The sequence below is a fragment of the Rhodanobacter sp. FW106-PBR-R2A-1-15 genome (genome assembly GCF_058789735.1).
This window is the reverse complement of record NZ_JBYTEM010000013.1, coordinates 49947-73780: the sequence shown is the minus strand read 5'-3', so window position 1 is coordinate 73780 and position 23834 is coordinate 49947. Positions and strand designations below refer to the sequence as shown.

The window sequence follows — 23834 nt, the reverse complement described above, 5'->3', positions numbered from 1 at the left end:
CGCTTCCAACGATGCGGGCGATGGAGAAAGATGTGAGCCACACGATGCAACCGCGCCTGACCCAGGTCTTCCGCTTCGTGCGTTCGAGCTACGCCGATGGCGTGGCCGAGCTGGCGTATGCGTTCGACGACGGCGAGGAACTGGTCGAGCGCATCCGCTTTCCGAATGCGCCGGTGGTGCCGGCCGGGCGCGCGGCGGCGTTCGACGCCGCCCTGAAACTGCTGCATCTGATCGCTGGCATCAGCTATTACAAGGCCGGCGTGCCGCCGCGGATCGAACTGGCCAGTGGTCCGCTCGACGACGCCACCGCCGAGCTGCTGGACCAGCTGTACCTGCATGGCCTGGCCGAGTTCGCCTACCGCAACGGGCTGGATCTGCGCGGTCGGATTGCGTTCCCTCGGGGTGGCAGTGCGAGCGTGGTCGGCACGCTCGATCTGCCCAAGCGCACCCTGGTGCCGATCGGCGGCGGCAAGGATTCGCTGGTCGCGGTGGAGGCGATCAAGTCCATCGGCGGCGAGGCCACCGCGGTGTGGGTGGGCAGCTCCGCGCTGATCGCCGGCTGCGCCGAGCGCACCGGTCTGCCTACCTTGAACATCCAGCGCGAGCTGGCGCCCGGCCTGTTCGAGCTGAACCGGCTGGGCGCGTGGAACGGGCATATCCCGGTGACCGCGGTGAACTCGGCGATCCTCGGCGTGGCGGCGATCCTGTACGGCTACGACTCGATCGCCTTCGCCAACGAGCGCTCCGCCTCGGCCGCCACGCTGGAGTACGACGGCCAGCAGGTGAACCACCAGTGGAGCAAGAGCCTCGCCTTCGAGATCTTGCTGGGTGACTGGCTGCACACCCACGTGGCCGCCGATCTCGACTACTGCTCGCTGCTGCGGCCGTACTCGGAGCTGGCGATCACCCGGGCATTCGCGAAGCTGACGTCGTACTTCGACGTGTTCTCCAGCTGCAACCGCAACTTCAAGCTGCTCGGCCCGAAGCCGGTGGACCGCTGGTGCGGGCAATGCCCGAAATGCCACTTCGTGTTCCTCGCGCTGGCGCCGTTCCTGCCCAAGCCGCGGCTGCTGGCGATCTTCGGCCGCAACCTGCTCGACGACGAAGGCCTGGCCGCCGGCTTCGACGCGTTGCTGGAATACCAGGACCACAAGCCGTTCGAATGCGTGGGCGAGGGCGCCGAGGCGCGCGCGGCGATGTATGCGCTGAGCCAGCGGCCGGAGTGGCAGGAGGACGCGCTGGTCGAACGCTTCCGCAGCGAGATCCTGCCCAAGCTCGACGCGGCGCAGCTGGCGCTGGAGCCATGGCTGGAACCATCGCCCGAACATCGCGTGCCGGCGCGGTTGCAGCCCGCGCTGGTGGCGATCGGCGGATGAAGGTCCGCGCTCGCGCCGTAGGAGCCCGTTCGCGGGCGATGCTTTTGACGCCGGGATTCGGGATTCGGGATTCGGGATTCGCAAGAGCAGGAGCATCGCCCGCAAGCGGGCTCCTACCGTGGGGCTTCCATGCGTATCGCTGAACTGGCCGATCGCCGCGTGGCGATCTGGGGTTTCGGTCGCGAGGGTCACGCGGTGATCAAGGCCTTACGCGCGTACCTGCCGGCGCAGACGCTGACCTTGTTCTGCAGCGCCGCCGAAGTCGAGGCGGCGCGCGCGTTCGACCCTGCGCTGGACATCGTCGCCGGCGAACCGGATGCGGCGACGCTCAGTCGGTTCGACGTGGTGGTGAAGTCGCCCGGCATCTCGGCCTACAAGCCCGCCCTGCTGGCCGCGCAGGCGCAGGGCACGCGGTTCACCTCGGGCACCGCGCTGTGGTTCGGCGAGAACCCCGACGCGCGCGTGATCGCGGTGACCGGCACCAAGGGCAAGAGCACCACCAGCGCGCTGATCGCGCACCTGGCGCGTGCACTTGGTGTGCGCACCGCGCTGGCCGGCAACATCGGCCTGCCGCTGCTGGAGCTGCTCGACCAGCGCGCCGAACTGTGGGTGATCGAACTGTCCAGCTTCCAGACCGGCGAAGCCGGGCCGCTGGAGCTGGGCGTGGTCACCAGCCTGTACGAGGAGCACCTCGACTGGCACGGCTCGCGCGAGCGCTATGTGGCCGACAAGCTGAAGCTGGCCGACGCCTCGCGCACGCTGCTGGTCAACGGCCTGCAACCAGGCCTGCTGGAACGCACCGCCGCGCATCCGCGTCGCCTGCTGTTCGGCACGCTGGAAGGCTGGCATATCAGCGACGGTTTCATCCGCCGCGGTGCGCAGGCGGTTTTCCCGATCGGGCAACTGGCGGCGCCGGGCCTGCACAATGCACTCAACGCCTGCGCCGCGCTGGCCGCGCTGGAAGCGGTCGGCATGGACGCGCTCGCCGCTGCGCCCGTTCTGGCGACGTTCCGACCGCTGCCGCACCGCCTGCAACCGCTGGGCGAACGCAATGGCTGGCACTGGGTCAACGACTCGATCAGCACCACGCCGCTGGCCACGCTGGCCGCCCTGGAAAGCCTGCACGGCCGCACGGTGACCGTGCTGGTCGGCGGCCACGACCGTGGCTTGGACTGGACGCCGTTCGTCGAGGCGATGCGTGCGGTGCCGGCGCATGCGATCGTCTGCATGGGCGCCAATGGCGCGCGCATCGAGGCAGCGCTACGCAGCGCCGAGGTGGCCTGTTCGATCCTGCTGGTTGCCAATCTCGCCAGTGCGGTCGAAGTTGCCAGGGCTCGCACGCCTGCGCACGGCGTGATCCTGCTGTCGCCGGGTGCGCCCAGTTTCGATCAGTTCAAGGACTACGCCGAGCGGGGTCGCCGGTTCAGTGCGCTGGCTGGGTTTGATTCTTCCAGAATTGCCAGTATTGATGGGCTGGGTATCGAGGGAACTCCGCGCGACTGAATCGCTTGCGGGGACTGGTCGTCGGCGACATCGCCGATGTCCGGCACTGTAGGAACGCACTTGTGCACGATGCTCTTGCTGCATTCAAAGCGGACAGCGGTCGATCGCCTGCGATGCCTCTAGGCTCCCGATGACGAGTGCAGGGTCACGCCTGCGGAAGCCTTGAATGGTTGGCCTGATCGGCGGAGTTGTCTCCCTGCTCCGCTTGAACCGTCAGCTCGGGAGTAAATGGAAGCCACATGAAGATCCGTGAAAGCGGCATGCCCGACGAGGTCCGGTGGGCCAGCTTCTTCGACTGCGAGGCGGCCGTCGGAAAGCTGTTCGGTGTGACGGAAGTGCAGGGCGATGTAGTCGAGTTTGGCTGCGGCTATGGCTCGTTCACGGTGCCGGCGGCGCAGCGCACCAGCGGGGTGGTTACCGCGCTGGATATCGAGCCGGGGATGATTGACGTGGTGCGCGGGAAGGCCGCGAGCCTCGGGCTGCACAACATCCGGGCCGAGTTGCGGGATTTCGTCGCGGACGGTGCGGGCGTGGCTGCCGGTTCGCAGGCGCATGCAATGATTTTCAACCTGCTGCACCTGGCGCAGCCGGGAAAGTTGCTGCTGGAAGCTCGCCGGACCCTGCGGGACGGCGGAGTACTTTCGGTGATGCACTGGCGCAGCGACATTGCGACTCCGCGCGGGCCGCCGCTGGCGATACGACCGACGCCGGAACAGTGCCGGCAGTGGATGGCCGACGCCGGATTCCGCGACATTGAATCGGTTGATCTGCAGGATGGTTGTCCGTTTCATTTCGGCCTGACTGGCCGGCGCTGATTGACGACCAGCGACTCGCGGAGAAGGTATCGAGGCGTTCTGAAACGGTGCCGAGCGCGAGTGGCACTTGAGCGCCGTCATCCTCGCGAGTTGTTTTCAACAACGAAGCTGGTCAAGCCGGGATAGTGTTTTGGCTTGACCTGATAACGACCGATGGCACTGGATTCCCGCTTTCGCGGGAATGAGGAAAAAGTGGGGCTTCAGCGCGCGTAGCGCGCACGCGGCTCGTTCACGCGCTTTTTGCCGCTGAGCTTGATGTTCTGGCGTAGCCAGGCGGCGAACTCGGTTTCGGACAGGCTGCCTTCGGCGAGAGCGAGATAGCACGGGTATAGATCGAGATCGTCGGCGTCGAGGATGCCGCCGTTGAGCATGATGAATACTTCGCAGGCGACGGCAGCCGTGCGCTTGTTGCCGTCCACGAAGGGGTGGTTGCGTGCCAGGCCGAAAGCCAGGCTGGCGGCGAGTTCGGCGAGATCCGGTGGCGGATCGCCGTAGGCATGCGATTGCTTCGGGCGCGCAAGGGCGGAATCCAACAGGTTGTCGTCGCGCACGCCTGAGCCGCCGCCGTGTTCGGCCAGCTGACGTTCGTGGATGGCGATGGCGAGCGGTCTTTCGATCCAGATGATCATCTTCATCTGCCTATTGCGCTAGTTTGTGCAGCAAGGTGCGCCGTTTGCGCATGACTTCCTCGGCCACCTCCATCTGCCTGGCCAGGGTGGGGTCGTAGGTGGTGAGGCGGATGCCGTCGGGGGTTTCCAGCGCGAACAGTTCGTCGCCTTTTTCCAGGCGCAGGCGGGCCAGCAGTTCGCGCGGCAGGATGACGCCGGCGGAGTTGCCGATGGTGGTGATCTTGAGCTTCATGGCGATCTCCCTAGTTTGTTATAACGTATGTTATACATTGGGCAATGGCTTGGGTGCAACGCCCGTGCCATTGCGGGTTATGCTCCTTTCCCCGCCTGCGCAGACCCGGCCGGCGAAACGGGAAGGGAGAAAACATGAAGCCAACCGATCATCCGGATGGCGAAACCGCATCAGCGAATATCACCCGGCGGATTCAGGAGCTGGGGGATTGGCGGGGCGAGTTGCTCGCGCGTGTTCGTCGGCTCATCCACGTGGCCGATCCGGGGATTCAGGAGGAGTGGAAATGGGCCAAGCCGACGTCAGGAGGAACGCCGGTGTGGTCGCATGACGGCATCGTCTGCACCGGGGAGTCGTACAAGCAGTACGTGAAGCTGACCTTCGCCCGTGGTGCCGCGATCAGCGACCCGAAGAAGCTTTTCAACGCGAGCATGGAAGGAAGCACGCGACGTGCAATCGACCTGCACGAAGGGGACAGGATCGACGAGGCGGCGTTCGGGCAACTGATCCGCGCGGCGGTGGCGGCCAACGCTGCCGCGCTTGCGCAGCGGGCAGCCAGGAAAAAGTAGGGCCTGGTTGCCGGTCGGTTTTCTGGCGGAATCGCCTGTGGCCACACCCGTTCGAGCTCCACGCAAAAGGGCCTCACTTGCATGCGGCCCTTTGTTTTCAGCAGTGGCAAACGCCTACCAGATCTTCACCCGATCCTTCGGTGCCAGGTACAGCTTCTCGCCCGGCTTCACGTCGAACGTGGGGTACCACGCGTCCAGGTTGCGCACGGTCTGCGCGCGGAAGTCGGCGGGGGCGTGCACGTCGGTGGCGAGGCGCTGGCGCTGGGCGGCGTCGCGGATCTTCGAGCGCCAGGCCTGGCCGTAGGCGAGGAAGAAACGCTGGTCGCCGGTCAGGCCGTCGATCACCGGCGCGGGCTTGCCGTCAAGCGACTTCCGGTAGGCTAACCAGGCGATGGTCAGGCCGGAGACGTCGGCGATGTTCTCGCCCAGGGTCTGCTCGCCGTTGACGTGCAGGCCGGGCAGCGCCTCGTACTGGTCGAACTGTTTCGCCAGTTGCTGGCCGGCGGCCTTGAAGTGGGCCAGGTCTTCCGGTGTCCACCAGTTCGCCAGGCGGCCCTCGGCGTCGAACTCAGCGCCCATGTTGTCGAAGCTGTGGCTGATCTCGTGGCCGATCACCGAGCCGATCGCACCGTAGTTGGCGGCGGCATCGGCATGCGGGTCGAAGAACGGCGGCTGCAGGATCGCGGCGGGAAAGTTCAGCGCGTTCTGCAGCGGCAGGTTCAGCGCGTTGACGGTCTGCGGGGTCATCCACCATTCGCCCTTGTCGACACGCTGGCCGAGCTTGGCGCGCTGGTGTTCGTACTCGAACCTGCCGGCACGCAGGTGGTTGCCGAGTGCGTCGTCGGCACGGATCTGCAGGGAACCGTAGTCGCGCCAGCTATCCGGGTAGCCCACGCCGACGCGCAGGGTGGCGAGCTTGGCCTTGGCCTTTTCGCGCGTGGCCGGGGTCATCCAGCTCAGGGTGTCGATGCGGTCGTTGAACGCGGCGATCAGGTTCTTCACCAACTGCTCGATTTCCACCTTCGACGACGCCGGGAAGTAGTGCTTGACGTAGAGCTGGCCCACCGCGTCGCCGAGGTCGCCGCTGGTGGCGCCGACCGCGCGCTTCCAGCGTGGCTGCTGCTGGGGCGTACCCTGCAGGGTACGGCCGTAGAAGTCGAAGCTGAGGTCGGCATAGGCCTTCGGCAGCAGGCCGGCGCTCTGGTTGATGGTGTGGAACAGCAGCAGGTCCTTCCACGCCGGCAGCGGCTCGCTGGCGACCAGTGCCGACAGGCCGGTTACCGCATTCGGCTGCCAGGTGTCGATCTGCTGCTGGCCGTCCAGGCCGGCGGCCTTGAAGTAGCTGGCCCAGTCCAGGCCCGGCGCCTTCTGCGCGAAGTCGGCCATGTGCCAGAGGTTGTTGGCCTTGTGGATATCCTGGCTGTCGAGCAGGTCCGTCTGCGCCTTCGCGATCTTCGTCTCCAGGTCGAGGACGGTTCTTGCCTTGGCCGCCGCGTCGGCGATGCCGGCCTGTTCCAGCAGGGCGCCGATGTAGGTCAGGTACTTGCCGCGCGTTGCCAGCATGTGCGGGTCGCTGGACAGGTAGTAGTCGCGGCTGGGCATGCCCAGGCCGCCCTGCAGCAGGTAGGCGATGTTGCGCGAGGGATCTTCCAGCCCCTGCGTCACGAACAGGCCGAACAGGTTCTGGGTGTGGAAATGGGTGGCGTTGACCGGGTCGACGTCGGCGCGCAGGCGGCTGCCCAGCACGCGGGCCAGGTCCCTGCGCGAACCGATCGCGTCGATCTGCGCCAGCTCCGGCTTGAGCGGCGCCAGGCCGTGCCGCTCGATGGCGGCGGTGTCCATCCACGCGGCGTAGTAGTCGGCGATCCTGCGCGCATTGCTGCCGGCGGCGGGATGGCCGGCGCCGGCGTCGCGGATCAGCTCGGCAGTGTTCTTCTCGGCCTGCTCGAACACCTTGAGGAAGGTGCCGGTGCTGGAGCGGTCGGCGGGAATCTGCGCGGTCTTCAGCCATTCGCCGTTGGCGTAGCGGAAGAAGTCGTCCCCTGGCCTCACGCCGTGGTCGATCCCGGCCAGGTCGATGCCGGAGGACCGGCTGGCCGGCGTCGCCGCCCATGCCGCCGGACTGCACAGGATCGCCGTCGCCAGTATCCATCGCGTGCGCTGCATGCTCGTTCCTCCGCCGTGGAAAGCGCCCACGATAGTCCGCCACGGCAACCTTGTGTGCATGACCTGTGGACCAGGCCGGCCGGCCATCGCCGACCGTGCCGGTTATTTTTCGATGCGGTAGTTGAGGCTGGCGCGGCCGAATTCGGTGGCCTGTTGCGCCTCGAAGTTCCAGCGCCGGCTGAGGCGGTAGCGCAGGGTGATCACTTCGCCGGGCTCGAACAGGCCGACGCCGTAGCTGAGGTACAGGCGCGGCGAAAGATACTTGCCCACGGTGAACGCCGAGCTGCCGCCGAGCGCCTCGTTGCTGGACACGCCGACGTCGTCCACGCCCAGCTTCGCGCCGACGCTTTTGGCCAGCAGGTCGCCGGCGGCTGAGCCCAGCGCCTGCGCGGCGGCGCTGACCATGTCGCCTTCGCCGCTCTTTACCTGCGACAGCGGCTTGCCGGTGACCAGGTAGGACAGCGCGTCGGACTGCTCCATCACCGGATTGGAGAACACGGTGAGGATCGGTCGCTGCGCGGTGCCGGAAACCAGCAGCCCCACTTCCTGGCCTTCGTCGATGGTGGCGTTCGGGTTGAGCTTGCGCACGGCGCGGATGTTCAGCCCCGGGTTGTCGATCGGCGTGCTGGCGAACAGCAGTTGGCCGCGCTGGATCCTGAGGTTCTGACCGTACGCCTTGTAGGTGCCGTCGACGGTCAGCTGGCCCTGGCCGGTGGTGGCGCGGCTGGGGCGTTCGAGCACGGTAAGCACGCCGCCGACGCGGCCGTCCAGGCCCATGCCGATGACGTGCGTCTGCTGGCCGAGATCCACCTTGACCGTCGCGCTGACCGGCAGCTTGCCGGCGGCTTGCTGCTGTTTCTCGTCGACCACGACCACATCGGGCGAGGCCCGGGTGGCACCGGCGCCAGGCAGTATGTCCACGTTGATGTCGGCACTGTCGATGCCGAGTGCGCCGCCGATGTCGATGCCCCTGCCATCCTGTTGCACGGTCAGGTCCGGCGACACCACGACTTTCGCGGCAGGAATGTCGGCGGCGGTGAAGTGGCTGCCCCTGAGCGTCAGCCGGGTCGGCGCGCCGGTGCCAAAGCCGGCGTTGCCGTCGATGGCCAGCGTGCCGGCGCCCGATGTCAGCTGGCCGCGGATCAGCAACTGCCGCGCGTCCATGGTGCTGAGCGCGAGCTGGCCATCGCTCAGCTTGAGGCCGGCCGATGGCACCTCGGCAGCGAAGCCGCGCACATTCGCCTGGCCGGTGAATGCCGGCCGCCCGAGCGTGCTGGCGAAACGCAAGTTGCCGTCGGCGTGGCCCTTGATGTTGGCCAGCTCGCTACTGAGCAGCTCGATGAAAGCTAGGTTGTTCAGACGCAGGTCGAGCTGGCCACCCAGCGTCTGTTGCGCGCCGCTGAGGGTGAGCTGGCCGTCGATGCGACCGCCGTCGTCGAGGCCGCCATGCAGCTCGATGCGCCGGCTGGCCGGCGCGAGGTTGGCGGTGAGGCGCAGCTGTTGGTAACGCAGCAGGGGTTCCTCGGTATGGTCGGTGTAGCTGATGCTGCCCTGCGTCGAGCTGATCGACGCGTGCCCGTTGAGCGCGCCGGCGGCGCTGCGGCGGACCTTGCCGCTGCCTTCGATGACGCCGTCGGCGAGCATCGGCAGGTCGGCGTTGCCGCTGGCGTTCAGCAGCAGCGCCAGCGGCAATGCCTGCAGTCGGTAGCTGGCGTCGAGGTTGCCGGGTTTGTCCTGCTTCGCGGCCACGCACAGTTGCGGTTCGCCGGCCGTCAGGCACAGCTCGGACAGGCTCATCGCGCCGTCGTTGTAGCTGAGCCGCGCGGGTTGCAGCAGGCGCCAGCCGGGCATGCCCTGCGGTTCCAGGTTCAGCGTGGAGAGCGTGCCGCTCCACGTCGATCCCTTCAGCGCCCCGCGCAGCGCAAGTCTGCCGGAGAGCTGGCTGCCGCGGGCATCGACGTCCAGGCGATGGTCGCCCTGGCTGCCTTCGGCGAGCAGGTCGAGCTGCTGGAACTGCAGGCCCTGCAGGTGCGCGCCGCGGGTCCGCAGATCCAGCTTGCCGGCCGGATGGCTGATGTCGGGGATGCCGGCCACCAGCTGCAGCGCATCCACCTTCTGCTGCTGCCAGGCCAGCGACTGCCCGTGCAGCTGACCGTTGACGCTGAGCCTGGGTTGCCTGCCGCGGATGCTGAAATGGCCGTCCAGACGTCCGCCGGCATCCGGCAGCCAGTCGCCCAGCGAGGCGATCGCCAGTTGCAGGTCGGTGTCGTTGCTGGCGCCCGGGCGGGCCAGCAGCTTCACCGTGCTGCGGCCGGAGGTAAGATCGAGCCGGCCATCGATCACCTGGTCTGGCGACAGGTGCAGCTTGCCGTGGCCGCCGATCACACGCTCGCGCAGCTTGCCGGACAACTGGCGGATTTCCAGCGTGGCGTCGGGTCCGTTATTCGCCAGGCTGCCGCTGCTGGCAATGGTGAAATCCAGCGTGCCGTTCCAGCCGGCGATGAGCTGGCCGGGATCGAACTTGCTGGCACTGGCCTCGGCCTGCCACGCCAGGCTCGGCTGCAGGGTCAGCGTGCCGGCGACCTGCAGACCGCCTTGCGGTTGTTTCAGTGCCAGCGTGTGCAGGGTGACCCGCTGCGGCGTGCCATCGAGGTTCAGCGCCAGTTGCGCCGGCTTGCCGGGTGGGCTGATCGCGACGCTGCCATCGGCGTGGTAGCGGTCGGCGCTGCCGCTGGCCTTGAGTTCGCCGTGGCTGGCCAGCGCCTGGCCGATCAGCTCCGCCGGCAGCTGCAGCTCGTTCCAGCGGATGTCGAGTTGCGCGTTGGGCGGCTTGGCCGCGAGCTGCATGATGCCGCTGACTTCCACGCTGCCCTTGATCCGCGGCGAGCCGAGCTTGAGCTGCTGCAGGGTCAGCGTGGCGTAGTCGCGGCTGAACTGCGCGCGCAGCGGCTGCAGCAGCAACGGGTAGTCGTCGAGGTCGAGCTGGCCGTCGAGCGTGCCGCCGTAGCGGTCGCCGTGGCCCTGCACGGCGATGGCCAGCGCCTTCAGCGAGCCGGTACCGAGCAGCGCCTTCGGATCGAAGCGTGGTGCATCGAGCCGGCCGGTCCAGGCGTAGTCGCCGGATTGCACCAGGTCCACCAGCAGTCGTGCGACGGCCGGGGCGGTGAGTTGGAGGTCGATTTGCGCCTGCTTGCCGTCGCTGTGCGCATCAAGATCGCCGGCATAACTGGTGTCGCCGATTTTCCAGGCGAAGGCGGCCTTGCCGTCGCCCTGGTAACGCGTGCCGATCCCCAGCCTGCCGTCGAGGCTGGCGTGGCCGTCGGGCGCCTGCAGCACGAGTTGGCGCAGTTCGATGCCGCGATCGGTCCAGCTGCCGGCCAGGTCGAGCCGGCTGCAGGCGAACAGCGGCTGGCCGCCTTGCGATACCTTCACCGTGCCGACATGCGCGCGATCGAGAATCAGCGCAACCGGCGGCTGCAGCGAGAAGCCGCCGGCGTTGGCGCTGTTCTGTTCGGCGGGTTTGGGCAGCGCCACCTCGACACCATCCACGTCCAGCGTGGCCACGTGCACGCGCCTGGCCAGCAGCGGCCAGAAGCGCAGATCCAGCCGCGCCTTCGCCACCGTCACCACGGTGCCCTTGCCGTCGTCGTAGCGGATGCCGGCGAGGTCGAGCGGGCCGAGCAGAGGGCCCTGCGCCTGTTGCACCTGCAGCGCGCCACCAGTGCCGGCCTGCGCCCGCGCCAGCGCGAAGCGCAGCCCGGCACTGGTGTCGAGCAGCCACCACAGTGCCGCCGCCAGAACCAGCAGCAAGGTGGCGAACGCGATCGCGGTGCGCTTGAACCACTTCATGCCGTCAGCCTGCTCCATCGATGGTTTCTGCCAGGGCGAAGCCGGGAAGGAGTGATTCAGTATTGACGAAGAGCGACCCCTCCCCAACCCTCCCCTGCGTTGCAGGGGAGGGAGAAAGACGGGCGCTGGCCGATTGCGTCTTCATCACAGATCCGGCCCGATCACCAGATGCAACCGGATGCCGTGCGCGCGATCGTCGTGGATCGGCGTGCCCAGGTCGACGCGGATCATGCCCACCGGCGAGCGCCAGCGCAGGCCCAGTCCGGCGCCGATCTTCGGCCGGTAGTCGGTGCCGTCGAACGCGTTGCCGGCATCGACGAAGGCGGCCATGCCCCAGTTGCGCGTGAAGTAGTGCTCGACCTCGCTGCTGGCGACCAGCAGATGGTGGCCGCCGAGCACGCGGTCGGCGCTGTTGCGGGGGCCGATCGACTGGTAGCCGTAGCCGCGCACCGAGCGGTCGCCTCCGGCGAAGAAGCGCAGCTGCGGCGGCAGCGCGGCGAAGTCGTCGGTCCAGGTCACGCCGGCGCTGCCGCGCAGGATCAGCCGGTTGCGCCGGCTGAACGCGCGGATCCACTTCGCGTCGGCGGTCAGTTCGCTGAAGCTGGCGTCGGACAGCGCTCTGCCGGCGGTGCTGCGCGCGGCCACGCTGAGCAGCCAGCCGCGGCTCACGAAGTCGGGGTTGTCGGCCTGCTTGCGCGTCAGCGCGGCCTCGCCGAACACCAGCGTGCTGTGCCCATGCTCGACGCCGGGCGTGTTGTCCGGCTCGCCGCCGCGCTTGCCCACGGTGAAGGTGCCGGACAGTACGTGCACGCCCAGGCTGCGGGTCCAGCCGTGCCACTGGCGGGTCTCGTTGCCGACCAGTTCCAGCGTGCGCGATTGCGAGGTGGCGGTGTTCGCATCGCGGAAGTTCGCGCCGATGTTGTAGCTGCGCTGGTTGTTGCCGGGCATCGGGATCGAGTACAGCGTGGACAGCGTCTTCAGTTTCTGCGCCACCACCAGTTCGTTCTTCCACTGGTGCCCGCGCCGGTTGACCCAGCGCCGCTCCATCCCGGCGCGCACGCCGAAGCCGGTGTCGGTGCCGATGAACGGGCCGCCGGTATAGATCGTGCGCTTGGCCGGCGCCAGCTGCACGGTGACGTCGACCACGCCGTGCTTCGCGTGGTCCATCTTCGGCTGCACGTTGACCACCGCGAAGTAATCGGCGCCGTTCAGTGCCTGCTGCAGTTCCAGCAACTGCTTTTGCGAGAAGTAGTCGCCGGACTTGAACGGCACGTAGCGGTCGAGAAAGCCGTCCTTGAACTGCGCGCCGTCGAAGTGCACCTGGCCGTAGCGGTAACGCGGACCGGCCTGCCACGCCAGCTTGATCGCCGCGCTGTGGCTGGCGCGGGTGACTTCGACCCGGTGGGTGAGCAGGCGCGCGTCGAGGAAGCCGTTGGCGGTGAGCTGTGCACTGAGCGCGTCGCGCGCCGCATCGTAGGCGCCGTGGTCCAGGGTCTTGCCCTGGAGCCGTTCGAGCGTGCGCTTCGCGCGGCGGATCGGGGCCAGCGCGGCGGCCTCCGGCGCCAGCCTCACCTCGACCGAGGTGACCTTGACCGGCTCGCCCGGCTGCACGTGCAAGGTTACCCGCCAGTCCTTGCCGACCGGCTGCAGCTCGCCGGTGACGCTGGCGTCGTAGTAGCCGTGGGGCTCCAGCGCCGCCTTCAGCTGGTCGGACGCGCGTTGGTAGAGGTGCTTTGCCTGCGCGGCGCTGACGTCGCGGTGGCTGTACTGCGACAGCTCCATGCCGGCCGTCGCCGCCGCCTTCAGCGGGTCGGCGATACCGTCCACCACCAGTTGCACCCCGGCATGGGCCTGCGACGCCAGCAGCAACAGCGACAGCAGAAGGCTCGGGCGTCGGCGGAGACGGCGCATGCGCGGGGGTTCGTTCTCGAGGCGTCTTCGATAAGCGGCAGCTTACCCAAAGTGGAGCATGACTCGTGTGTACGAGGGCGACCCTGCCTGGAGGCAGGAGCCGGAGCGCGTTCCTGGTCCTGTCGATGCGGGCGCCGCCCGCATCAACCGACCGTATCGCCCGAACGATGCGCGATCCATGCGCCGATCACCGCCGAGACATAGGGAATCGACTGCGCGGCGAGGATGAACATCCACAAGGTGCCTTCGACGTAGCGCGTGCCGTAGCCCAGCGCCATGCCGATGATGCACAACGCCAACGCGATCGCCATCAGCAGTTCCTCGCGCACCGGGGCGAACGCGGCGAAGCTGCTGCCGCCCATGCGCCGGCTCTTCGCGGTCACCACGAACGAGGTCTTCTGGCGGGTGAGCCCGTGCAGGATGCCGCGCGCGATGGCATGCGACAGGCCCATGCTGGCCAGCGAGGCCATCAGCGTGTCGTACCAGCTGCACGGCACGCGGGCGCGGTACAGCACGATGCCGAAGATGGCCTTGGCGAAGAAGAAGCCGATCACCGGGATCAGGAACAGCTGCATCGGCAGGCTGAAATACTGCGGGAAGGCGATCATGCCCGCGGTCCAGAACAGCGCCATCAGGGTGAAGATCAGGTGCAGCGCGTCGGCGAACCAGCTGAACCAGCCGGTGAGGAAGTGGAAGCGCTGGCCGGCCGAGAGCGGGCCCTTTTGCGTCATCCACCGCCAGCGGCCCTTGAGGATCTGCATGGCGCCGAACGCCCAGCGATAGCGCTGGCTCTTGTACGCCTTGAAGTCGGCCGGGGTTAGCCCCTTGCCCATCAGCTCGTCGACGTAGACCAGCTCGTAGCCGGCATGCATCAGGCGCAGGCCGAGCTCCGCGTCCTCGCAGATGGTCCACTCCGACCAGCCGCCGGTGCCTTCCAGCGCGCTGCGCCGGACCATCGTCATGGTGCCGTGCTGGATGATTGCGTTGCGCTCGTTGCGGTGGTGCATGCCGATGCGGAAGAAGCCGTCGAACTCCCACGCGGTCATGCGGCGGAAGCGGTTGTGCTCGAAATCGCGGTGCGACTGCGGGCACTGCACCACCGCCACCTTCGGGTCGTGGAAGTGGCCGGTGAGGGTGGACAGCCAGTCCGGGCGCACCACGTAGTCGGCGTCGATCACCGCCACCACGTCGGCTTCCGGCGCGGTTTCCTTCAGGCCGAAGTTCAGCGCGCCGGCCTTGAAGCCGGGCCACGGTTCCAGGTGGAAGAAGCGGAAGCGCGGGCCGAGCTTCTCGCAATAGGCCTGCACCGGCTGCCACACCGCCGGGTCCTTGGTGTTGTTGTCGATCACCAGCACTTCGAAGTTGGCGTAGTCCAGTGCGGCCAGCGAATCGAGCGTGACCTGCACCATCTCCGGCGGTTCGTTGTAGCAGGCCAGGTGGATCGACACGAACGGCTGCTTCTCAGGCGGGTCGGGCGTGAGCATGCCGGCGTGGCGGAGCCAGTCGCGCCGCCACAGCACCTCGGTGAACTCGAAGCCGTTGATCAGCAGGATGGCGAGGATGGCGATCTGCGCCGGGAACAGCAGGGTGAGCATGGTCCAGTCGACCCAGCTCAGGTAGAAGTTGAACGGCAGCGTGGCCGACCACACGATCAGGCCGCAGGCGAGCTGGATCAGCGCGGCGAAGAAGAACCGCCCCATCAGCTTGAAGCGGCTGAAGCGGCGCGCGAACAGGATCATCGGCAGCAGCGCCAGCAGGCTCGCCGCGATCGCCTTCCACGGCCACGAGGTGTCCTCGACCACCGGGCCGGTCAGCGGGAACTTCAGCTGGCGGTCGGCGTTGAACATGCCCCAGTACGCGCCGGTGCGTCCCTCGCCGAGGTTCTCCTTCCACGGCTGGTCGAACGCCTCCATCAGGTAGTAGTCGATGTGCGCGGCCTTGGCCGCGTTCATCCAGTCGCGGATGAAGATCGCCTCGTTGGACACCGACGGGTCGGCGTACTCGTGACGGTCGCCGTTCGACGGCCAGCCGATTTCGCCGACCACCACCGGCTTGTCCGGGTAGCGCTGGCGGATCTGCTGGTAGGCGCCGAGCGCCTGGTCCAGCGCCGGATGGGGGTTGCCGGAGGGGCCGCTGACCGGCACGCCGTTCCAGAACGGGAACAGGTGGATGGTGATGAAGTCCACGTGCTGCACCAGCTCGGGATACTTCAGCCAGATGTAGTCCGGCTCGGCGATCGACACCGGCTGGTGCACGGCGGCGCGCACGCGGTCCAGGTACAGCATCATCTGCTCGGGCGGCAGGTCGTTGCGGAACAGCACCTCGTTGCCCACGATGACCCGGGTGACGGTGTCCGGGTAGGCGCGCGCCTTGGCGATCAGCAGCTCGATCTCGCGCTCGTTGTTGTCCAGCCGCTTGTCGATCTCCGCACCGGCCATCACCTTCAGCCCTACGGCCTGCGCCAGCCGGTACAGCTGCGGGTTCTGCCGCATGGTGTAGCTGCGGATGTGGTCCGTGTACCGATGCAGCAGCTTGAGGTCGGCGGCGATCTCGTCGTCGCTGGGATAATCCTGCTTGAACGGGCTCTGGTAGCGCTGGAACACCGACAGCGCGTAGCCGCCGACCTTGCCGTGCCAGTCCTCCGGCCCGCGCGGGTAGTTGCCCCACCACCACAGCCCGATGTTCATCGCGGCCACGATCAGGGCGAGCACGATCGCCGTGAGCAGCGGATACCGGCTGTTGTGGTTTGCTGCGGTGGCGCTCAAAAAAATCCCCGGAGGAAGCCTGCGCAACAGGCGGTAGAGCCCGAGGAGCTTAACCAATCCATGCCATCGGGCTCAATAAAGCGCGTCAGCTGCGGTCAGCGCAAGGTCAGGAGCGCAGCGCGCCAGGACGGCGGGCGAGACGGAAACGGCGCCCTCCCCGGGAAGGCGCCGTCGGTTCCGGGCGAATCGCCGGAAGGCCTACTTCAGCAGCGAGCGCAGCATCCAGGCAGCCTTTTCGTGCTCCTTCAGGCGTCCGGTGACCATGTCGGCGGTGCCGTCGTCGCCGGCAGCGTTGGCGGCCTTGAGCGTGTCGCGCGCGGTGGCGGCGGCGATCTCGTGGCCTTCGACCAGCTGGGCCACCATCGCCTTCCATTCCGGCACGCCGGCTTCTTCCTTGATCGCGCTGAGCTTGGCGAACTGGCTGTAGGAGCCGGGGGCGAACACGTCCAGCGTGCGGATGCGCTCGGCCACCTCGTCGGCGGCCAGCCACAGTTCGTGGTACTGGGTCGCGAACATGGTGTGCAGGCTGTTGAACTGCGGGCCGGTGACGTTCCAGTGGAAGCTGTGGGTCTTCAGGTACAGCGAGTAGGTGTCGGCCAGCAGCCGGGACAGGTGCCTGGCGACCGCCTCGAGGTCCTTCCCGGCGATACCGATGGAAATGGCCATGTGCTGCTCCTTCCTGCGGTGAGTCGATGGATCAACCGTAGCGGGTCGGTGCCCGCGGGTGAAATGAATCCTTCGGATGTTCCCGATAGTCCGCGGCTATCGGGTTGGCGACCCGCCAGCAGCTATCATGCGCGGTCCGATGAACGACACCCACTCGACCGCCAACGATCCCGCCGGTTCCGGTCTGCACGGCCTGCGCGGCCAGCTGGAGACGGTATGCAGCCGCGATTTCGGCCGCCTGCTGGGCCGCTGGCGTGCGCTGTCGCGCCGCCCCGATGAAGACAAGCTGGCGTCGCTGCGCGCGGATATCGAACGTTCCGCGGCCAAACGTCGCGCCCGCGCCGTGGCCAAGCCGCCGATCCGGCTGGACGAATCGCTGCCGATCAGCGCGCGCGGCGAGGACATCGTCAAGCTGATCCGCGAGCACCAGGTGGTGGTGATCGCCGGCGAGACCGGTTCGGGCAAGACCACCCAGTTGCCGAAGCTGTGCCTGGCCGCCGGCCGCGGCGAGGCCGGCATGATCGGCTGCACCCAGCCGCGCCGGCTGGCCGCCCGTTCGGTCGCGCGCCGGGTGGCCGAGGAACTGGGCACGCCGCTGGGCGAGGTGGTGGGTTTCCAGGTGCGCTTCAACGACCAGGTGTCCGAGCGCAGCCTGATCAAGTTCATGACCGACGGCATCCTGCTCGCCGAGACGCAGGGCGACCCGTGGCTGTCCGCCTACGACACCTTGATCATCGACGAGGCGCACGAGCGCAGCCTCAACATCGACTTCCTGCTCGGCTATCTGAAACGGTTGGCGATCAAGCGGCCGGAACTGAAGATCATCGTCACCTCGGCGACGATCGACACCGCGCGCTTCGCCGAACATTTCGACGGTGCGCCGGTGGTGGAGGTGGAGGGGCGGGCGTATCCGGTCGAAACGCGCTGGCGGCCAGTGGGGGGTCAGAGTCACTTTTCGCCTGCGAAAAGTGACTCTGACCCCAGACAGGGCAGCGCCGAGCACATCGCCGCCGTACTCGACGAGATCACCCGCGGCGATCCGCGTGGCGACGTGCTGGTGTTCCTGCCCGGCGAGCGCGAGATCCGCGACGCGCACCTGCTGCTGTCGCGCCGGCAGTACCGCGAGACCGAGATCATGCCGCTGTACGCACGGCTCTCCGCTGGCGAGCAGGACCGCGTGTTCAAGCCCGGCGTGAAGCGCCGCGTGGTGCTGGCGACCAACGTGGCCGAGACTTCGCTGACCGTGCCGCGCATCCGCTACGTGATCGACACCGGTACCGCGCGGGTCAAGCGCTACAGCCAGCGCAGCCAGCTCGAACGGCTGCATGTCGAACCGATCTCGCAGGCGGCGGCGGATCAGCGCAAGGGCCGCTGCGGCCGTGTCGGACCGGGCATCTGCTATCGCCTGTACGACGAGGCGGATTTCGCCGGCCGCGCCGCATTCACCGACCCGGAACTGCTGCGCTCGTCGCTGGCCAACGTGATCCTGCGCATGCTGGCGCTGAAGCTGGGCGAGGTCGACGAGTTCCCGTTCCTGGAAGCGCCCGACCCGCGCGTGGTGGCCGACGGCTTCCGCCGGCTGACCGAAATTTCCGCGATCGACGAGGCGCGCAAGCTCACCGCGATCGGCCGTACCCTGGCGAAGTTACCGATCGACGTGCAGCTGGCGCGCATGCTGGTCGAGGGCGAGCAGCTGCATGCCCTGCGCGAGCTGCTCGTCATCGTCGCCTTCCTCAGCATCCAGGACCCGCGCGAGCGCCCCGCCGATGCACGCCAGCAGGCCGACGCCGCACACGCCGCGTTCGCCGATCCGAAGTCCGACTTTGCCGGCGTGCTGAACCTGTGGCGCGCCTACCACGACGCGCACGAGGAGCTGACCCAGTCGAAACTGCGCGACTGGTGCGGGCGGCACTTCCTCAGCTTCATGCGCACGCGCGAATGGCGCGAGCTGCACCGGCAGTTGCTGCTGGTGGTGGGGGAGCTAGGCTGGAAGCTGGATGGGCAGCCGCCGGCCGCACGCTCCGCTCCTCCCCCTGCTGGCAGGGGGAGGCCGGGAGGGGGTAGAGCTCTTGACGTTGCTGTACAAAGTCAAAAGCGGACCCCACCCCAGCCCTCCCCTGCGACCGAAGGAAGTCCCTTTGGGGCGAGCAGGGGAGGGAGTGAGGTCAGCGACGCGGCGGAGCATCTCCATGAATCCGTCCATCGATCTTTGCTCTCTGGATTACCCACCCAGGTCGGCCGCAAGGACGAAAAGGGCGTCTACCAGAGCACGCGCGAGCGCAAGTTCCAGCTGTTCCCCGGCTCGGCGCTGGCGAAGGCGCCGCCGAACTGGGTCTTCTGCGCGCAGATCCTCGACGTGGGCGGGCGCGTGTGGGGCATGATGAATGCACGCGTCGAGCCGCTGTGGATCGAGCAGCAGGCCGCGCACCTGCTGCGCACACATTGCCGCGACCCGCACTGGTCGAAGAAGCGCGGCTGCGTGGTGGCGTACGAGCAGGTCAGCCTGTTTGGCCTGGTGCTGGTGGAGAAGCGGCCGGTCACCTTCCAGCGGCAGGATCCCGCGCTGGCCCATGCGATCTTCCTGCGCGAGGCGCTGGTGCGCGGCGACATCGACACGAAGGTGGATTTCGTGCGCGCGAACCAGCGCGTGCTGGAGGAGGCGCAGGGCATCGAGGCGAAGCAGCGGCGCGAGGGGCTGATTCGCCACGAGGACGAGCTGGTCGCATTCTTCGAGGGCAAGCTGCCCGAGGAGATCGCCAGCAGTCGCGCGCTGGACGTGTGGTACCGCAAGGCACGCCCGGCCGAGCAGGCGGCGCTGCGCTGGTCGCTGGACGACGTGATGGCCGGCGGCGCCGGGCTAGACGCGAGGGCCTTCCCTGCCGCGCTGGAGATCGGCGCGCAACGCTACCGGCTCGAATACCGTTTCGTTCCTGGCGACGAGGCCGACGGCGTCACCCTGCAGCTGCCGCTGGCGATGTTGAACGCGCTGCGGCTGGCACGCTGCGAATGGCTGGTGCCGGGCCTGCTGGCCGACAAGGTGGCCGAGCTGATCCGCGGCCTGCCCAAGGCGCTGCGGCGCAACTTCGTGCCTGCGCCGGACTTCGCGCGTGCGTTCGTCGAGGCCGAGGCGCCGCGCGACGAATCGCTGGTGAAGGCGCTGGCTGCATTCCTGCAACGCGCCACCGGCGTCGAGCTTGCCGCCGGCGACTTCACCGCCGTCGAACTGCCGCCGCACCTGCTGATGCGCTACCGCCTGCATGACGAGCGTGGCAGGACGCTGGCCAGCGGTCGCGACCTGGCGGCCCTGCGCGGGCAATGGGAAGGGCCGGCGCGCGAGGCGTTCTCGCGCAAGACCGATCTCGAGCTGACCCGCGAAGACGTGGCCAGCTGGGATTTCGAGGAGATCCCAGCGCAGCTGCGTTCCGAGGGCGGACTCACCGCGTTCCCGGCGCTGGTCGACCTGGGCGAGACGGTGGCGCTGCGCGTGTTCGAGCGCAGCGACGAAGCGCGCGTGGCGCATCGGCAAGGCGTGGTGCGGCTGCTGCGCAATGCGCTGGCCAGCGAGGCGAAGCAGGCGCGCCGCCGGCTGCCGATCGGCCATGCGCTGGCCTTGAAGTACGCTCCATTGGGCGGCGTGGAGGGCTTGCGCGAAGACCTGCTCGAAGGCGGCTTCGCCGACCTGCTGCAGCGCCATGAGCTGGACGTGCGCACCGCCGGCGCGTTCGAGTCGTTGCGCACGCAGTGCGCGCGCGAGCTGTTCGGCGCCGGCGTCGAGCGGCTGAAGCTGGCCGAACCGATCATCGAGGCGCAGGCTGATCTCAAGCCCTGGCTGCAGCCGCCGCTGCTGGGTTTCGCGCGCGCCAGCCACGACGATCTGCGCGAACAGTTCGACGCGCTGCTGGTGCCGGGTTTCCTGCGCGAGCTGCCGCCGGCACGGCTGGCGCACTACCCGCGCTACCTGAAGGCGATGCGCCTGCGCGGCGAGCGTCTGCGCCAGGACCCGGCGAAGGACCAGCAGCGCCTGCTGCAGGTGCTGCCGTATTGGCGCGCGTACCTGCAGCACCGCGCCGCCGGCGCCGACCCGGCGGGTCTGGACGAGTTGCGCTGGCTGATCGAGGAATGGCGCGTCTCGCTGTTCGCGCAGGAACTGAAGACCGCCGAGCCGGTCTCGGCCAAACGCCTGGCCAAGGCGCTGGCGGCGCTGGGCTGAGCGATACGGCGCCCCTGCGCCGCAGGAGCAGGCTGGCGCCGGCGTCGGGTCAGTTGCTCAGAGCTTGTGAAGAAAACCACTTCCTGTGGTTTTCTTCAGTCGCGAGTCCGGTACGCGCCCGGACTCGCTCACATGAAACACTCACTTGCGTGACTGTTTCATGTCCAGCCATCGGGCAACCGCTCCCTGCGTTGCCTCAACTCGGGCATCGGGCAACTGCTCCTGCGTTGCCTCAACTCGGGCATCCATGCCCTCGCCACGCCCTCGCCGTGGCTGGTCTGAGAGGTTGAAAAAATCACAACCTCTCAGCGCGTCCGCCGCACGTGCACGCTGCCGTTGCAGCCATTCACGTACATCAGCCAGCTGTCGAACAGCGACGGCTTGATCTTGACCGCCGGGTTGTCGGCGCTCATGCAGACGGGTGCGTCCGAGCCGATCTGCTTCCACGCCTGGCCATTGTCCAGGGTGAATTCGTCGTGGCCGTGCCAGCCGCTGAAGTGTCCGACCAGGTGGGCGTTGAACTTGCTGCGCTTCTGCTTTGGTTCGTAGAACACCGGCTGGCCGCTGGTGTCGACCATCTTGGTGGTGGTCTTGCCGTTCTGGCGTAGCCATTCGTCGAGATTCTGCAATTCCTGCGCTGACAGCTTGTCCAGGCCGGCGGCCTTGAATTCGGTGGCGCTCATGCGCTGTTGCAGGCCATCAGCCTGTTGCGCCTGCGCAGACAGGCAAGCCAGCGACAGCGCCAGCAGCAGCGGCAAGCGCGGGTGGCGGGGACGAATCGACATGGGCGCATCCTCGGGGCAGAAGGGAAACGCCGATTCTGCGCGGTAGGACGGCCCCGCGCCAAGGGGAGCAGGGCGATTTGCCCCACGACGGTCGGCGCGGCTGCGGCTACCATGAGGCGGCAATACCCGAGCTGATCTTCCATGGCCCCGATCGTCGAACCCTCCAGTTTGTCCCGCTGGCGCGAGCATGCCGGCGCCGTGTTGCCGGCACTGGCCGAGCCGCTGGAGGCCTGCACCACCCGCGCGGTGAACCAGGTCGAATGCGCCGACGTGCTGGAACTGCTCGGCATGCTCGGTTGCGACGCGCAGACCCAGGCGGCGGCGCTGTGGTTCGAGCTGGCCCGGGTCGACCCTGCGCTGTGGGCGCAGCGTCGCGCGGCGTTGCCGGCCGAACTGCAGCGGCTGGTCGACGGCCAGCAGGCGGCCGAGCAGGTGTGGGCGCTGCACGCGCAGCGGCCGCCGCAGGGCGCGGCCGAGGGTCTGCGCCGGCTGCTGCTGGCGATCGTGCGCGACCTGCGCGTGGTGTTCGTGCTGCTGGCGCGGCAGCTGGCACGCATGCGTGCGGCGCCGGCGTTGCCGGAGGACGAGCGGCAGGCGCTGGCACGGCTCACCCGCGACATCCACGCGCCGCTGGCGAACCGGCTCGGCATCTGGCAGCTGAAGTGGGAGCTGGAGGATCTGGCGTTCCGCTACCTGCAGCCGGGCACCTACCGGCGCATCGCCAACCTGCTCGACGAGCGCCGCGCCGACCGCGAGGCGTTCATCCACGATTCGCTGGACCAACTGCAGCGCGCGCTGGCGGCGGCCGGCATCCAGGCCGAGCTGGCCGGGCGGCCCAAGCACATCTATTCGATCTGGAAGAAGATGCAGCGCAAGTCGCTGGACTTCTCCGACCTCTACGACATCCGCGCGGTGCGCGTGCTGGTCGACAGCATCACCGACTGCTACGCCGCGCTGGGCGTGGTGCACGCGCTGTGGCCGCACCTGCCGGGCGAGTTCGACGACTACATCGCGCGGCCCAAGGCCAACGGCTACCAGTCGCTGCACACCGCGGTGATCGGGCCGGAGGGCAAGACGCTGGAAGTGCAGATCCGCACTCACGCCATGCACCGCGCCAACGAACTGGGCGTGGCCGCGCACTGGCGCTACAAGGAAGGCGGCAGCGCCGACGCCGAGTTCGAGGCGAAGATCGCCTGGATGCGCAAGCTGCTGGAGCCGCGCGGCGAGGACGACAGCGCGCTGGCCGCCGAGCTGCAGACCGAACTGCTGGAAGACCGCGTCTACCTGCTGACCCCGAAGGGCGAGGTGTTCGACCTGGCGCGCGGCGCCACCGTGCTGGATTTCGCCTACCTGGTGCACACCGAGGTGGGCCACCGCTGCCGCGGCGCCAAGGTCAACGGCCGCATCGTGCCGCTGACCTTCCAGCCGCAGAGCGGCGACCGCGTGGAGATCCTCACCGGCAAGCTGGCCGAGCCCAGCCGCGACTGGCTGTCGCCGCACCACGGCTACCTCAACACCGCGCGGGCGAAGGACAAGGTGCGCGCGTGGTTCCGCAAGATCGCGCACGACGCCAACCTCGCGGTGGGCCGCGGCATGTTCGAGCGCGAGCTGAAACGCCTGGCGCTGGCCAGCGCCGACGTGACGAAGTTGCCGGCGCACTTCCATCTGAAGAACCACGACGAGCTGCTGGTGGCGCTGGCGCTGGGCGAGGTCACGTCGGGGCAGATCGCCCGCGTGCTGCAGGAGGCGGCGCAGCCGTCCGAACCGGCGGCCGTCACCCAGTCGGGTACGCCGGTGGCCTCGCGCCACGCCACGCTCGATCACAGCGCGCTGCGCATCGAAGGCATCGGCAACCTGCTGACCACGCTGGCGCGCTGCTGCCAGCCGCTGCCCGGCGACCCGGTGCGCGGCTTCGTCACCAAGGGCCGCGGCGTCTCCGTGCATCGCACCGACTGCAGCAGCCTGGCGCGGCTCGCCGCGCGCGATCCGGACCGGGTGATCGAGGTGAGCTGGGGCAACGCCGCGGCGCAGGCCTACGAGGTCGACATCGAGCTGCGCGGCTACGACCGCAAGGGCTTGCAGAAGGACGTCACCAGCGTGGTCAGCAACGCCGGTACGCACATCATCGCTTCGTCCAGCCGGCTGTTCGTGCACACCGGCGAGGTGGAGATGCGCTTCACCCTGCGCGTGCGCGACTTCGAGCAGCTGTCCACCCTGCTCGGCAAGCTGTTGGCGCTGCCCAACGTGCTCGACGTGCGCCGGGTCGGCACCGGCTGAATGACCGCGCAATGCCGGCCGGGGGACGGAACGGCGCCGGTGGCCGGATGTTAAGCTGCAGCGTCAGCCTGCACGGCCACGAAC

General features: G+C 68.2%; 14 protein-coding genes. 6 read left to right on the top strand and 8 right to left on the bottom strand.

Annotated features, from left to right (window positions below; translation table 11 throughout):
• The first annotated feature begins 32 nt into the window (after nucleotides 1–32).
• The 3 genes from murL to AC3WTD_RS08915 all read left to right on the top strand — a co-directional run bounded on the left by murL (nucleotide 33) and on the right by AC3WTD_RS08915 (nucleotide 3694).
• Entirely contained in the window at nucleotides 33–1376 is a 1344-nt protein-coding gene (gene murL / locus AC3WTD_RS08925) for a UDP-N-acetyl-alpha-D-muramoyl-L-alanyl-L-glutamate epimerase (protein ID WP_492613564.1), read from the top strand.
• 129 nt (nucleotides 1377–1505) lie between these two features.
• A complete protein-coding gene (gene murD / locus AC3WTD_RS08920) occupies nucleotides 1506–2879 on the top strand; it encodes a UDP-N-acetylmuramoyl-L-alanine--D-glutamate ligase (protein WP_492613563.1) in 1374 nt (457 codons plus the stop codon).
• A 239-nt stretch (nucleotides 2880–3118) separates the two neighbouring features.
• The gene (locus AC3WTD_RS08915; RefSeq protein WP_492613562.1) at nucleotides 3119–3694 is read left to right on the top strand and encodes a class I SAM-dependent methyltransferase; all 576 of its coding nucleotides are present in this window, start codon (nucleotides 3119–3121) and stop codon (nucleotides 3692–3694) included.
• Between the two features lie 200 nt (nucleotides 3695–3894).
• On the opposite strand, the gene AC3WTD_RS08910 is transcribed toward AC3WTD_RS08915, so the two are convergent.
• Both AC3WTD_RS08910 and AC3WTD_RS08905 read right to left on the bottom strand, forming a co-directional pair.
• Nucleotides 3895–4323, bottom strand: coding sequence for a type II toxin-antitoxin system death-on-curing family toxin (locus tag AC3WTD_RS08910; RefSeq protein ID WP_027493386.1), 429 nt, complete (start codon nucleotides 4321–4323; stop codon nucleotides 3895–3897).
• A gap of 10 nt (nucleotides 4324–4333) precedes the next feature.
• Nucleotides 4334–4555: an AbrB/MazE/SpoVT family DNA-binding domain-containing protein gene (locus AC3WTD_RS08905; protein WP_027493385.1), complete on the bottom strand. Its 222-nt coding sequence runs from the start codon at nucleotides 4553–4555 to the stop codon at nucleotides 4334–4336.
• A gap of 134 nt (nucleotides 4556–4689) precedes the next feature.
• Between AC3WTD_RS08905 and AC3WTD_RS08900 the strand changes: the two genes are divergently transcribed.
• Complete coding sequence (locus AC3WTD_RS08900; protein ID WP_492613561.1) at nucleotides 4690–5121, top strand: DUF1801 domain-containing protein; 432 nt, start codon at nucleotides 4690–4692, stop codon at nucleotides 5119–5121.
• 114 nt (nucleotides 5122–5235) lie between these two features.
• Here the strand turns inward: AC3WTD_RS08900 and AC3WTD_RS08895 are convergent, their stop codons facing one another.
• The 5 genes from AC3WTD_RS08895 to AC3WTD_RS08875 form a co-directional block, all read right to left on the bottom strand.
• A complete protein-coding gene (locus AC3WTD_RS08895; RefSeq protein WP_492613560.1) occupies nucleotides 5236–7287 on the bottom strand; it encodes a M13 family metallopeptidase in 2052 nt (683 codons plus the stop codon).
• 102 nt (nucleotides 7288–7389) lie between these two features.
• Complete coding sequence (locus AC3WTD_RS08890) at nucleotides 7390–11136, bottom strand: translocation/assembly module TamB domain-containing protein (RefSeq protein ID WP_492613559.1); 3747 nt, start codon at nucleotides 11134–11136, stop codon at nucleotides 7390–7392.
• A 144-nt stretch (nucleotides 11137–11280) separates the two neighbouring features.
• Nucleotides 11281–13047: an autotransporter assembly complex protein TamA gene (locus AC3WTD_RS08885; RefSeq protein ID WP_492613558.1), complete on the bottom strand. Its 1767-nt coding sequence runs from the start codon at nucleotides 13045–13047 to the stop codon at nucleotides 11281–11283.
• Between the two features lie 143 nt (nucleotides 13048–13190).
• Nucleotides 13191–15812 carry a glycosyltransferase family 2 protein gene (locus AC3WTD_RS08880; protein ID WP_492613557.1) on the bottom strand — a complete coding sequence of 874 codons (2622 nt, stop codon included), beginning with the start codon at nucleotides 15810–15812 and terminating at the stop codon, nucleotides 13191–13193.
• Between the two features lie 198 nt (nucleotides 15813–16010).
• Complete coding sequence (locus AC3WTD_RS08875; protein WP_027493379.1) at nucleotides 16011–16478, bottom strand: Dps family protein; 468 nt, start codon at nucleotides 16476–16478, stop codon at nucleotides 16011–16013.
• A gap of 127 nt (nucleotides 16479–16605) precedes the next feature.
• On the opposite strand from AC3WTD_RS08875, the gene hrpA reads away from it, so the two are divergent.
• The gene (hrpA, locus tag AC3WTD_RS08870) at nucleotides 16606–20688 is read left to right on the top strand and encodes an ATP-dependent RNA helicase HrpA (protein ID WP_492613556.1); all 4083 of its coding nucleotides are present in this window, start codon (nucleotides 16606–16608) and stop codon (nucleotides 20686–20688) included.
• A gap of 305 nt (nucleotides 20689–20993) precedes the next feature.
• On the opposite strand, the gene AC3WTD_RS08865 is transcribed toward hrpA, so the two are convergent.
• Nucleotides 20994–21473 carry a hypothetical protein gene (locus AC3WTD_RS08865; RefSeq protein ID WP_492613555.1) on the bottom strand — a complete coding sequence of 160 codons (480 nt, stop codon included), beginning with the start codon at nucleotides 21471–21473 and terminating at the stop codon, nucleotides 20994–20996.
• Between the two features lie 141 nt (nucleotides 21474–21614).
• Here AC3WTD_RS08865 and AC3WTD_RS08860 point away from each other — a divergent pair, with 141 nt between their 5' ends.
• Nucleotides 21615–23750, top strand: a complete 2136-nt coding sequence (locus AC3WTD_RS08860) for a RelA/SpoT family protein (RefSeq protein ID WP_027491471.1) — start codon at nucleotides 21615–21617, stop codon at nucleotides 23748–23750.
• The last annotated feature ends 84 nt before the right edge of the window (nucleotides 23751–23834 follow it).